Origin of the sequence: Lederbergia galactosidilytica (assembly GCF_017873565.1) — a bacterium.
Classification (GTDB): Bacteria; Bacillota; Bacilli; order Bacillales; family Bacillaceae_C; genus Lederbergia; species Lederbergia galactosidilytica.
In genome coordinates, this window is the sequence record NZ_JAGGKH010000019.1 from 60,827 (window position 1) to 74,435 (window position 13,609).

At 36.9% G+C, this 13,609-nt stretch carries 12 protein-coding genes; all 12 read right to left on the minus strand.

Going from position 1 to position 13,609, the window contains the following annotated elements:
- Positions 1–34 precede the first annotated feature (34 nt).
- The 12 genes from J2Z23_RS17670 to J2Z23_RS17725 all read right to left on the minus strand — a co-directional run bounded on the left by J2Z23_RS17670 (position 35) and on the right by J2Z23_RS17725 (position 13,522).
- A complete protein-coding gene (locus tag J2Z23_RS17670; protein WP_057988158.1) occupies positions 35–1,339 on the minus strand; it encodes an ABC transporter substrate-binding protein in 1,305 nt (434 codons plus the stop codon).
- A 24-nt stretch (positions 1,340–1,363) separates the two neighbouring features.
- On the minus strand, positions 1,364–2,437 hold the full coding sequence (locus J2Z23_RS17675) for a LacI family DNA-binding transcriptional regulator (protein WP_238482836.1): 1,074 nt from the start codon (positions 2,435–2,437) through the stop codon (positions 1,364–1,366).
- 261 nt (positions 2,438–2,698) lie between these two features.
- The gene (locus J2Z23_RS17680; protein WP_209974720.1) at positions 2,699–3,187 is read right to left on the minus strand and encodes a dihydrofolate reductase; all 489 of its coding nucleotides are present in this window, start codon (positions 3,185–3,187) and stop codon (positions 2,699–2,701) included.
- A complete protein-coding gene (locus J2Z23_RS17685; RefSeq protein ID WP_057988164.1) occupies positions 3,184–3,978 on the minus strand; it encodes a thymidylate synthase in 795 nt (264 codons plus the stop codon). Before J2Z23_RS17685 ends, J2Z23_RS17680 begins: the two co-directional genes overlap by 4 nt.
- Before the next feature lie 20 nt (positions 3,979–3,998).
- Positions 3,999–4,685 (minus strand): anthrax toxin lethal factor-related metalloendopeptidase, encoded by a 687-nt coding sequence (locus J2Z23_RS17690; RefSeq protein ID WP_209974721.1) that lies wholly within the window; start codon positions 4,683–4,685, stop codon positions 3,999–4,001.
- Between the two features lie 118 nt (positions 4,686–4,803).
- Entirely contained in the window at positions 4,804–5,421 is a 618-nt protein-coding gene (locus J2Z23_RS17695) for a YpjP family protein (protein WP_238482837.1), read from the minus strand.
- A gap of 395 nt (positions 5,422–5,816) precedes the next feature.
- Positions 5,817–7,013 carry a Gfo/Idh/MocA family protein gene (locus J2Z23_RS17700; RefSeq protein WP_057988170.1) on the minus strand — a complete coding sequence of 399 codons (1,197 nt, stop codon included), beginning with the start codon at positions 7,011–7,013 and terminating at the stop codon, positions 5,817–5,819.
- 60 nt (positions 7,014–7,073) lie between these two features.
- Positions 7,074–7,796 carry a ThuA domain-containing protein gene (locus tag J2Z23_RS17705; protein ID WP_057988172.1) on the minus strand — a complete coding sequence of 241 codons (723 nt, stop codon included), beginning with the start codon at positions 7,794–7,796 and terminating at the stop codon, positions 7,074–7,076.
- A 41-nt stretch (positions 7,797–7,837) separates the two neighbouring features.
- The gene (locus J2Z23_RS17710; protein ID WP_057988174.1) at positions 7,838–8,920 is read right to left on the minus strand and encodes a Gfo/Idh/MocA family protein; all 1,083 of its coding nucleotides are present in this window, start codon (positions 8,918–8,920) and stop codon (positions 7,838–7,840) included.
- A gap of 540 nt (positions 8,921–9,460) precedes the next feature.
- Positions 9,461–9,898: a BrxA/BrxB family bacilliredoxin gene (locus J2Z23_RS17715; protein ID WP_057988176.1), complete on the minus strand. Its 438-nt coding sequence runs from the start codon at positions 9,896–9,898 to the stop codon at positions 9,461–9,463.
- Positions 9,899–10,240: 342 nt separating this feature from the next.
- Entirely contained in the window at positions 10,241–11,362 is a 1,122-nt protein-coding gene (locus tag J2Z23_RS17720; RefSeq protein WP_057988178.1) for a conserved virulence factor C family protein, read from the minus strand.
- A 255-nt stretch (positions 11,363–11,617) separates the two neighbouring features.
- Positions 11,618–13,522, minus strand: a complete 1,905-nt coding sequence (locus J2Z23_RS17725) for an ABC-F family ATP-binding cassette domain-containing protein (protein ID WP_057988180.1) — start codon at positions 13,520–13,522, stop codon at positions 11,618–11,620.
- Positions 13,523–13,609: the final 87 nt, after the last annotated feature.

The following is a 13,609-nucleotide window of genomic DNA, read 5'->3' on the forward strand; positions in this document are numbered from 1 at the left end:
ATTAAAATTCTCCCTTTAGAATTGTCTATCTTCTTTACTTTGCGTTATGCTCTTCAATCATGTCTTTAGCTTTTTTCGAAACAGCCTCGATTGTCTTATCTGCATCTTGCTTTCCAAGGTACATAAGGTCCATTAGGTCCTTTATTTCGTTTTCCATGCCTGGGATCATTACTTGCTTGTCTTCAACCTTCCCAATATTTCGCGCATCAATTAAATATTCAGCATGTTCAGGAACAGCATCTGCAGTAATTAATTCATCGACTCCATTTACAGATGGAACTGCATTCCCATTATCAGCAAGACGAGCTTTCTGCCCCTCAGCAGAAGTATAATAAGATAAGAACTTCATAGCTTCATCAATATGCTTAGATTCTTTCGAAACTGACATATAAGCAATGGCAATAGCTGCTGGTTCCATTTCATTCCCAGTGTTCGTTGGCCATGGAATATAATCAAATTCTAATGCTTTATTCTCACTAAACATTGGTGTTAACCAGCGTCCGGCTGCAACAAAGCCAACTTGATTCGACATAAACATCGCATCAGCTCCCTGTCCCTTTGGCAATGAGCCCGAATAAGTAATGTTTCCACCATCCACTAGTTTGGCCAAATATTTAAATGTTTCTTGTGCTTTCTCATTTTCTTCTAAAATATAATTCCCATCCTCATCAAACAAATTCCCACCATTTGACCAAACCCAAGAGAATAGATGGCCACTATTGTTTTCAGCAACAAATCCACGCTTTTCTGCTTTGACAATTTTGCTCGTCATCTCTTCAAACGTATCCCAATTCCAAGTTCCCTCCTCATAATGTTCCTGAGGTGTTTTTTCTATACCAGCTTCTTTTAAAACTTTTTTATTGTAATACATTAGGTATGGATTATTATCAACAGAAACTCCATAAATCTCACCGTTTTGCCTTGCAGCTCCCCATAAGCCATCTGCAAATTCATCAGCCTTAACATAACTTTCTTCACTCTCAAGAAACTCGGTTAGCTCTGCAATTTTTCCAGTTTCAACTAATTTCGGCATCGTCTCAGAACCGACATAAAAAATATCATGGGCTTGTCCACCGGATAATTGTGTTAACAGCTTTTGTTCGTAATTATCACCCGGTACAGGAATCAATTTAATACTTACATTTTTATGAGTTTTTTCATATTCATCAAGGCCACGTTGATACACTTTAATTTCAGCAGGATTGCCCCATGCTGCCATTGTTAATTGAATTTTTTTAGAACCAGAATCAGAGTTCCCTCCTGTAGATGAACTACAGCCTGAGACAATCATTGTCAATAACAATGAAATGAGTAATAATAGCTTCCATCTTTTTTTCATGTAATAGTCCTCCTAAACGTTTTATTAGCTAGATTCTCTTACAATTAATGAAAGTGGGAGCTCAAAAACCTCTCTTTTATTGGAGATGGTTTGGCTTCTTAATAATTGGACCATTGCCTGCATTGTAAATTCTCCTATTTTTTGTATCGGTTGGTGGATCGTTGTTAGTGCAGGTTCTACAATTTGAGCTATGAACTGGTCATCAAATCCTATCACTGCAATATCATCGGGCACTTTCATATTTATTTTTTTTGCCTCGGAAATCATCCCTACAGCCACTTCATCACTACCTGCAAAGAAGGCGCTGGGCCGGTCTGGCAAACTAGCAATACAATGAATAACCCTTCTTCCATCTAAATCGGAAAAAGTGTCGTTGAATAGCCACTCCTGTTTTATTTCTAACTCATATTCTTCCATCGCTTGTTTGTATCCTTGAAATCGATCAAATCCTACTCCACTTAAGATTCCGCCAGAACAATATCCAATTTTCGTATGACCTTTTTCAATTAAATGTTTCGTCCCTATGTAACCGCCTTCAACTTGATTCAAACGGATAATTGGCACATTTGCCTCATTTACATATTCATTACATAACACAATCGGATCATTGCGAATTAATTTATAAATATCCTTCCATTTATTCTCTATAGAGGTCATTATAATTCCATCGACCTGCTTCGTGTTGAGTAGATATAAATACTCCATTTCTTTTTGCTTACTGTATCTTGTATGGCAAATTAATATTTGCATTCCCATTTTCGCCGCTTCCACTTCAATTTTTTCTATTAGGTGCGAAAAAAATGGATTTGTCAGTCTTGGTACAAGTACAGCAATTGTATTTGTTTTCTGCCTGCGTAAAGTTTGGGCCGCGTTGTTAGGGATATAGCCTAATTGCTCAACAGCTTTTAAGACTGCATTTCTTGTCTCTTCGGCAACATAGGGATAATGATTCAAGACTCTAGAAACTGTTGTTGTTGATAACCCCGTAGCATTTGCTACATCGGATATCGTTACCACATATTCCCCTCTCCTTTCACATTCATTGAAAACGATTTCATAAAGCGATTTAAAATGATAATAAGCTATTTTGTTAAACATCTCAATAGAAATGGTCTGTTTTTTTCTACAAATGAATAAAATAGTTAATTAGATTTATAATTCACTTAATCTATTGGTCCTAAAAAGTCAATCACATTTATCTTTTGCAGCCTAGGATCATCCATCTATATAGTGGATTGATAAGCCTATATTACTTACTACCTATTGGAAATCATCATCTTGGCACACAGTAGAATTTTTGATGTTTCTTACTTCAAGGCAGAAAAAAAGCTTGGAGAAGCCTCCAAGCTTATCGGATGTTTATTGTTTCCGAATAAAACGCCTAAACTCATAATTATAGGGATTCTTTTCATCTTTTATTCCTAATTCCTTAGAAATCAATTGCCAATTTTCCCAGTTTATTTTAGGAAAATATTCGTTTCCTTCAAACTGTTCAAATATTTTTGTTACGTACAATTGATCCGCTTCTTCGATAAATAAATGATAAATCTCTGCTCCACCAATCACGAATATTTTTTCTTCAATTAATTGCGCCCATAAAAGAAACTCCTCTTTGGAATGAAAAATCTCACAACCATCCGCCATATAGGCGGGGTTTCTCGTCAAAACGATATTTGTCCTACCAGGTAGTGGTTTGCCAATTGATTCATAAGTTTTTCTCCCCATCACAATTGGATGTCCCATTGTCGTCTTTTTAAAATATTTCAAATCAGCTGGAAGGCGCCACGGCAACTGATTATCCTTACCAATTAGCCTATTTTCATCTTCAGCCCATAAAAAGGAAATCATACACTCACGACTCCCTTAATGGCTGGGTGTGGATCATATCCTTCAAGTGAAAAATCTTCATACTTGAATTGGAACAAGTCGGTTACTTCTGAATTTATCTTCATCTGTGGCAGTGACCGAGGAGCGCGTTGTAACTGTAATTTAATTTGGTCAAGATGATTCGAATAAATATGGGCATCACCAAGAGTGTGAACAAATTCTCCCGGTTGTAGACCTGTGACCTGTGCCATCATCATTGTAAGCAGTGCATATGAGGCAATATTAAAAGGAACACCGAGAAATATATCTGCTGATCTTTGATAAAGTTGGCAAGATAGCTTTCCATCAGCTACGTAAAACTGAAATAGGCAGTGACAAGGTGGCAAAGCCATTTTATCAATTTCCCCCACATTCCAAGCATTTACAATCATTCTCCGTGAATCAGGGGTTGTTTTGATTTGCTCAAGCACATCTTTGATTTGGTCAATGGTTCTACCGTCAGCTGTTTCCCAAGAACGCCATTGTTTTCCATAAACTGGACCTAATTCGCCATTCTCATCAGCCCATTCGTTCCAAATTCTAACGCCATTTTCCTGTAAGTAGCGTACATTTGTATCCCCAGCTAAAAACCATAAAAGCTCATGAATAATTGATTTTGTATGAAGCTTTTTCGTCGTTAATAAAGGAAAGCCTTTTTGTAAATCAAAGCGCATTTGATGTCCAAATACACTGATTGTACCGGTTCCCGTACGATCTTCCTTTACTTGACCTTCATCTAATACTTTTCTACATAGATTTAAATATTGTTCCATTACGTCCACATCCTCACTACTTATAACTTAACAAAAAAAGCATATGTCTTTGGAGCTTTTTCCTGTAGAATCCTTCTTGTTTCAGGTGAAAAAAAATAATAAGCAAAGCATTCTGCAAAATATTCCTCTTTATAATTTAAAAAGTACGGATTTCCAGGGAAAATTGCTTCTGCCTCAAGAGACCATAGGTCATTAATTTCATCAGAAACTCTTGTATCATTATACACTAAATTCAACAAAGAGTGGGCAAGCTCATGATATTCTAAATTAATAGATCCATGTCCTTTTCCTTTTTCACTACTACCGAGTTTCACATAAACAAGTTCAGTACCTCCTATGCCTGGTACGTCATCCCAAACAACTTGGTTCGTATAGCCTCTCGGTACTTTTCCTTGAAGATGAGAGACACTATCATGATCTGTTAGTTTCCCATTAAACAAGATTATTTTGATTTGTTGATGAGCCGTTTTTTGTAAAATAGATTTTGGCAACTGATCGAGCCTGAGGATGATTTCTTTCGCTTCATAATGGTTATAAGAAGTTTTCGGAAGTACAATTATTTCCTTAAGTAAATTATCAGAATGAAGCTGTAATATTGGATATAAATCGCTATCGGCCAATAATATCCCCTTATAATCAGCACGAGTCTTATCTGATATAAAAAAAACGGCAAAAAGAATGATTGGAATAATAAGCCATTTCCGCATTTTCAATTCCTGCTCCCAATTAAAACTATCTCTCTACTATTATATCACGATCATTTGAATACACTAATGGAAAATGCAAGAAAGCAAGTCCGCCCATAAAGTCTGCGAACTTGCCTTCTTATACGGTTTGCCAATTTGGAGGAGTGTCTTTACTCCAGTAAATCGTCCCCATTGTATAGTGGGTTTGGAATTGATCATGATAAGTATGGTAATGAAAATTAAACTGATAGCCTGCTAAAGGAGGCTTTTCCCTGCGAACATGAAATAAAATCAGATCTTCACCCGTCTCAGCATGGTAAATATTAAAAATTTTTTCACTTACTCCGCCGCCAGGCTTCTCCGTGATTGCTAGATTTCTAAGTTCGTCTTCTGGATATTGGGCTACAGTCATTTCAATGGCCTCGATGATACTTGGCATGATCACTTCATTAAATTCAGATTCAATAACATAAGAGATTTTTGGACCAAATTTTATCATTGCTTGTTGTTCAGCTTTCCCAATCAATGTATCAACCATTTCACCTTCTGAATCTTTTTCTGGTAGAGTGACAGAAATTTGCACCTCATGATCAGAAGAACGACTTTCGGAAGTTGAATTAGAAGTAGAAGTAGAAGTACGTTGCAACGATTTTGGTATTTCTTGATTTTGCGACCAAAAGGCATGTGAAGGGGGAACGACACCAAAAGTAAGAACTGAAACTAATATAATCAGCGATTTTCTAATCCAAGTTCTCATAAGTAAAAATTCCCTTCTTCAATATATATGTCTATTTTATACTATTTTCTACTTATATTGCTATAAAAAGATGACAAAATTATTAAAAATGGCAAAAAAATAATATTCAGTTATAATGTATGTATCTCAAATCACGTAGGGAGGCAATGATTGTGACTAGTGCAATTATTACAATTGGAGCTTTTATTATGATTGCTTACTTTGTTTATTTAGCGATAGCGGATTAAATAGCTTCGGGCATTTGCCCAAAGCTATTTTTTTATCACTAGTAATTTTTTTGACTTCTGACACTGAGGCAACCATCTAGCAATCCACTAGTGCCAGTTATAAAACAGACTGTGTCTTGTTTTCGCGTAGGGCTCATAAAAAGTAGCACTTGTGTTTTTAAGCTCTCCCTACTTCTTTGTTACAGGCTCAAGATTTTGAATAACATCTGAAATATCTACCCATTGTTTTGTTTGAGAAGATTGTTCAACCGCTTCCAAAACAGCTTGGTTTTTGACTCCATCATAAAAATTAGGGGACGGACTATAGCCTTGCTCAATCCCATTTAATAATTCCATTACAAGATTTATGAATGTGTGTTCATAACCGATAATATGACCTGCTGGCCAATAAGCTCCCGCATAAGGATGTATTTCCTCTGTACAAGTGATTGTTCGAAATCCCTGGATTCCAGGCTCATCATCGTGAAAATAGACTTCCAAATTATTCATATGTTCTACATCCCAGCGAATCGATCCTTTTTCGCCATTAATCTCAAAGCGATTTCCATTTCTATTCCCGCCCGCAAATCGAGTAGCCTCAAATGTACCTATTGCTCCATTAGTAAAACGAGCGATAAATACACTAGCGTCGTCAACCTTTACATCTCCAACCTCATCACTTGATGCAGTGCCACTTAGACCATCACTATCTTCAACAAGGGGACGTTGCTTAATAAATGTCTCTAGAATACCAGTCACTTCTTTAAATTCTCCTACTAGAAATCTAGCTAAATCAATACTATGGGCGGCGAGATCACCATGCGAACCTGATCCAGAAACATCTTTATTTAAACGCCAAACTAACGGGAATTGTGGATCCATAATCCAATCTTGTAGATAGGTAGCACGGATATGATAGATTTTACCAAGTCGTCCATCTTCAATTAACTTTTTCGCAAATTGAATTGCGGGGGCAAATCGATAATTATGATTAATCATATGAAGCACTTTATTTTTCTCAACTGCTTCTAACATACGTTGGGACTGTTCTAAAGTAAGAGCTAAAGGTTTCTCACAGAAAACATGTTTCCCTGCCTCTGCAGCCGCGATGGCAATTTCAGCATGATTATTATTAGGAGTCACAATATCAATCAAATCAATATCATCACGTTTAATTAATTCACGCCAATCTGTCTCATAAGAATTCCAGCCGAATTTTTCAGCAGCTTCCTTCACTTTCTCTTCATTTCGTCCACATATTGCTTGCAATACAGGCTCCACCTGCGGATCAAAATAAAAAGCTGCATCACGATATGCATGGGAATGAGCCCTACCCATAAACTTATATCCAACCATACCAATTCTTAATTGTTTCTTTTCTGCCATCCCTAACCATTCCCTTCCTAAGTATTTAAATATTCTATATTTGATCTTCAATAAGATTGTTTATTGACTGTCTCCCATTCCGGAGTAGAACTTTACTTTTGCAATAGATTCATCTACGAATCTTTTTCTTTCAGCGGCCCATAAAAATCCTCTTCGCATTATTTCCGTCACTTCTGGCATTGCGATAATATCAGCATGATGTCCAAGTGAGCTATAAAACACACGACCTTCTCCCCAACGCTTTGTCCAAACAACTGGCATATCTACCGCCTTATTCGCTGAATGTGGTCCTTCAACAACGGGAAATCGAGTTGTAGCCAATACTTCAACGGCAGGATCAACATGTAAGTAATATTGTTCGCTTACTACTTTAAAATCACTCATCCCCTCTAATAAAGGGCTTGAAGAATGTTTAATATTTACCATGTATTCTACCCCATCATTTCCCGGGTGGGCCACCCAATTTCCTCCAGTCATAAATTGCCAATCCACATCATTGCGGAAAGAGTCACACATTCCCCCATGGCAGCCAGCTAAGCCGACACCACTTATTACAGCTTCTGAGATATTACGTACATAGCTATTTTCAATTTTTCCCATTGTCCAATGTGGAATAATTAGATCCAGTGTTTTCAATTTTTCTCCATCTGCATAAGAATCTAATGAATTAGAAACTTCTACTTCAAAATTTTCCCCTTCTAGAATCTCTTGAAAAAGACCTGCTATTTGCTCAGGCTCATGACCATCCCAGCCACCCCATACAATTAAAGCTTTTTTACTCATATCTATCTTCACTTCCCTTTCCTTATCTCAATATCTTTATTTTAAAAATCAATTGGTAAAGCCTTTGGTTGTTCACATGTTGTTGTAAGATCGTAGTGGGTACCCTTATTAGATGCCTCATGGATCCCATGCATTACTTCCAATACATGAAGTGTTAATAAACCACTTGCCCTATGTTGTTCTCCATTTCTTAAAGCTTTTGCCATATCAGCTACCCCGATGCCTCGACTATTTTCTGTGAATCCATGTGTTAATGGAATTTCCTCCCATTCTGTCTGACCTTGTCTTTTTAGGCGGACAGGTCCACCAAAAGTATTTGGATCAGGAACAATAATCGCTCCTTTTGACCCATATATTTCTATATTCGGAAGTGTTGAACCTATTACATCGAAGCTAGTAATAATCGTTGCAATAGCTCCGTTTTCAAAATCAAGTAAACCCGTAATATGTGTTGGAACTTCCACTTTTATTTTTTCACCATATTTTGGCTTACTTGTGATCGTTCTTTCTTTGTAAGTAATACTCGTAGAACCGGTAACTCTACGAATCGGCCCAATCAAATTAATCAAAGCCGTGATATAATAAGGACCCATATCAAACATTGGTCCCCCACCATGCTGATAATAGAAAGCTGGATCTGGGTGCCAAGATTCATGTCCTGATGACATCATAAAACCTGTAGCTGCCACTACATCACCAATTAGACCTTCATCAATTAACTTACGGCAAGTCTGTATACCGCCACCAAGGAAGGTATCTGGTGCACCACCAACCATTAGATTTTTATCTTCAGCAATTTCCAAAACCTTTTTGCCATCTTCAAGAGTAATAGCGAGCGGTTTCTCGACATACACATGTTTTCCTGCCTCGAGTGCTTGAATACAAATATCAGCGTGAGCTTGAGGAATAGTCAAATTAATAACGATTTCAATCTCAGGATCTCCTAAGAGTTGCTCGACTGTATAAGCTTTCGGTATATTAAATTCCTCAGCACGTGCTTTAGCACGCGAATAATCAAGATCAGCACAAGCGATAATCTCAATCCAATCAAACTTTTGGCCAGCTTGGCAGTAAATACTGCTTATATTGCCACAACCTATGATACCAACTTTCACATTTTCCATACTAGTTCCTCCACACTTGTTTAAGATATAAATCTCCAATCATCTGTAAGCGATCTCATATTGATTTATCATAATGAGTTGTTAAATCGATCGTTAGTATACTTCTATTCATTTCATTTTTAAATTAGACTAGTATCCTATATCCCTATCAACCAACTATCTATTCTTCACTATTCTGTATAGATGGCTCCTAACACTCATTATGATTAAGTTTGTTTAACGACTATACAAAGACAGTATATTCTTACAGTAAGATAAATAGTATCAATAGTCAATATGATTTATTCATTTTTATTAAGAAAAGCACATGTGGATATCACTAAAAGCATGCCCAACATTCGCCACGTTGGCCGTCCCAAATTTTTATAGTATCAAACAAAAGCAAACCTCTCCTCAGCCGACTAAATCAAACCGAGGGAGAGGTATTTTCGATTTCTCGCTTATCATTCAAAACGATATAATAATTGTTGAGATACTTTTAATTATTTAATCTTCCAAACCCTTATGCTTTCATCCCAATTATTGATCTTCAAGAGATTATTATGATTGTAAATCAGTAAAAGCATTCACCAAATTTTGCGCTATTGTTTCAACATCATTATCTTCAATATCTTCCCGAGGAATAAAATGAATCACTTCTTTATCTTTAAAAAGAGCCATAGATGGAGATGATGGTTCATAATCCTTTATATATTCTCGCATTTTGTTTGTTGCCTCACGATCTTGCCCAGCGAAAACTGTTACAAGATGATCAGGTTTAGTCTCACTTGAAGATACAGCATGAATGGCAGCTGGTCTTGCAAGCCCGGCTGCACAACCACAAACAGAGTTGATCACAACTAACGTGGTTCCTCGCACCTCTTCCATAAAGTTAACAACATCTTCTTCCGATAATAATTCCTTAAATTTAGCATTCGTTAATTCTTCCCTCATCGGTTGAACGATTTGTTTCATATATTCTTCATATGCCATCGACATCTTCAATCACTCCTATTCTTTTACTTGCAACAAAAACATAATAAAATAGTGATTGAATCAATTTCATAATAGAGATTTTAGCATTCAGATCCGAACAACGTTGATTTCCGCTTCAGGTGGACGCTTTCCGGGGGGCGTGCGGTGAGCTTCTTCGTCGCTATGTGAGCTGGGGGGATCTCAGTTGTCACTAATCGCCCAGGAGTCGCCACCTTCCGCTCCAATCAACTAAGTTAAGGAAATACATCGATTAACAATTCCATCTCCTTTAACAATAATGTTCGTGTATTGATCATTAATTAGCAATTATGAAATTGACTCGATTTACTAATTATTGAAAGAAGGTCACTTATTTCTAGCTTCGGTCATTTGCTTCCAAATAGAGCCTTTTGCCGCCTGTCCCTCTTCAATGCGCTCTATTGCCATTTTAATTTGTAACTGAACTTCAAATTCAGGATCATTTTCTGCTTCTTTTAAAGCTGGAAGAACACTTTCGTCCCCCACTTCATAGAGAAACATTGCCGCTCGCCAGCGAACAATTCGACTTTTATCGGCTAGTGCCTTACTTGCTTCATGCATCGCTTCTGGAAAGCCTAAGTCTGATAAACAATCACCAGCTGCTCTTCTAACTGGTACTGTTTTATCCCGTAATCCTTGATAAAGCAAGGGTAAAACTCGCTGATCTTCAATCATTCCTAAATAGACAACCGCAAGACGACGGATGGAAGGTTTTTCGTCCTCTAAAGCTTTTTTCAGAACAGGAAGGTCTTCTAATGTAGGATCATCCATTTGTTCTAGGAGCTGAAATCGAATACGCCAATCAGGATTATCTAACATTTGAGGTGTTAGCTTTATTAATGTTCTTTTAGGCAATTCCGTAATCGGACGATGTGCTCGATCAACTAATGATTTTAACCGTTCCTCTGGATAAGTTGCATTAATTTCTTCTGTGATTTGTTCTCCCAATTGTTCCAGTTCGCCGTAACGAACTCCCATGTCCTTCCATCTTCTTAACATAATATAATTATCGTCTTCTTTTTGCGCTGCTTGCATGGCTTTTAAAAAGCGATCTGGTAAGCCAAAGCGTTTTTCAGTTTCAGCCGTTACTAATTTTATTTGTAAGGGGATTTCCTTAAAGGTTTGAATTTGGACGTTTACCTCGCCAAAATGCTCATCCACCTCTTCCAACTGAGTAGATGCCTCTGTACTTTTTTCCCCAAAAGCTGCTCTAACTTGTGGTAATACTTCTTCCCAACTAAATTTTCCATTCCGTTCCACTGCAAGAAAATCAGCTACATGGTATAGACCCTTAACACCTTCAATTTCTAAAATACTTTTGATTAAAGGTGGTGCTTCATGGGCATGTTCTTTCTTATAATTATTACTCTTACCAGCAGGCAATTCCTCATCTAAGTTAATTTTCATTGTATTTGGACTAGGCGTTGGTTCGATTGATTTAATATTCAACACACTTCCCCCTTTCGGACTGAGCGTAGTTCAAATAATTGATTCGCAATCATTGTATCATATCAGATTCACACTCTCTAATATTCAATCACGTGACTTAAAAACTAATTTAAAAGTGTCAAGAAGGAGATCCGCAATTAGATTAGAGTAATTGATTCACTTCATCAGACGAGCAGAAATAATACTCCGCAAGCTTTATGGCCAGCGTCCATATCACAATGTCCGTTCATATCCATTGTTCATTAATATATATGCTCATTCAGCAAGATCTGATAAATAAGTCCAGCGAGCAATAAGTTCCTCTAACTGCTTATTAGTTTTATCTATTTCGCTAGAAAGCTCCTCAGCTCGTTGATAATTACTTCCTACCTCATCTAATTCACTCTGCATTTGTTCTATTAATTCCTCGATTTCCATTATTGTCTCTTCAATGGTTTCCCATTCCATTTTTTCTTTATAAGTCATTTTCTTCTTTTGATTTTCCCTTTTTATATCCATTTTTGCATGATGCTTTTCCGCTTGCTTTTCGGTCGTTTGCTTCCTTTTCTCTTCTTTATCACGATTCCGAGAATGTTGTAGGTATTCAGTATATGTGCCTATAAAGGTATCAATTTTTCCATTTCCCTGGAAAATAAGTAATTTGTCCGCTGTTTTATCAAGGAAATAACGATCATGGGAAACAGATATAACTACACCAGGAAACTCATCTATGTAGTTTTCAAGTACAGTTAATGTCTCTGTATCGAGGTCATTGGTTGGTTCATCTAAGAGAAGTACATTTGGTTTTCCCATAAGCAGTTTTAATAAAAATAAACGTCGTCTCTCGCCACCAGATAGTCGGCTTATCCATGTTCCATGCATGTGGGTAGGAAAAAGAAATCTTTCTAACATTTGGGTTGCAGAAATTACTTCCCCATTTTTAGTCTCAATCGTTTCTCCTTCTTCCCGAATATAAGCAATCATCCGTTGATCTTCTGAGGGTTGCTCAATCTCTTGGGTATAGTAAGCAATTTTTACTGTTTGGCCAACAATTAACGCACCATTGTCTAGAGTAGTTTGACCGGCCAGAATATTTAATAATGTTGATTTTCCGCTACCATTTTTTCCAACAATACCAATTCGATCACCACGATTCACTAATAATTGGAAATCGTCTAGAATTATTTTATGTGAATATACTTTACTAGCAGCTTTCAATTCAAAGACTTGCTTACCTAACCTACTCCCACCTAATGTGAGGTTGAGCTCTTCACTGCTATTTGTTTTTGCCATTTCTTGTTCAAGCTTTTCAAACCGTTGAATTCTAGCCTTTTGCTTTGTCGATCTTGCTTTTGCTCCTTGCCTCATCCAAGCAAGCTCTTGTCTATATAAATTTTTCTTTTTTCCTGCCTCTTGTGCCTCTTGTTCTTCTCTTAATGCCTTTGCTTCAAGGAAAGAAGCATAATTGCCTTTATAAGAGAACAAACGACCATGGTCAATTTCAAATATCCGAGTCGCGACTTGATCTAAAAAATAGCGGTCATGCGTAACGGTCAGAACAGCATTTGGTGAATTATTTAAATATGATTCTAGCCAAATAATTGATTCATAATCAAGGTGGTTAGTAGGTTCATCTAGTAACAATAAGTCAGGACGTTCTATTAATACTTGCGCCAATGCAACTCGCTTCTTTTGGCCACCAGATAGTGATGCAATTGATTGTGTCAAATCTTGAATACCTAGTTGCATAAGAATTGTTTTGGCATTCGTATTAGCGATCCAACCATTTTCTGCATCCATTCTTTTCTGTAGTTCTAATATTTTCTTTTGTAATTGGCTATTCTGAGGATCTTGTTCCAATTGAATAAGTGTATGTTCATAGGCATTCATCAATTGAATTTCAGGGGCTTTACTTTGAAATACTTGATCTAATACAGTTAAATCCCCCTTCATCTCGGGGTCCTGCGACAAATAAGCAATTGAGTAGTCTTTTGGATGGTCAAAAGTACCAGAATCTTGGTCATCAAGCCCTGCGATCAACTTTAATAAACTAGATTTCCCTGTTCCATTAATCCCAATAATGCCAATCTTTTCTTTTTCCTCAATATGAAAAGTTATATCTTCAAATAAGCGTTTTTCTCCATAAGTCTTTGAAACATTTTCAGCTGAAAAAATATTCATCTTCATCATCCATTCAGAAATTAGAATCATAAAACGTATTAGAAGCTCTATTTAATGTATTTGTTAAAAGTGTAAGGATTTAATGCT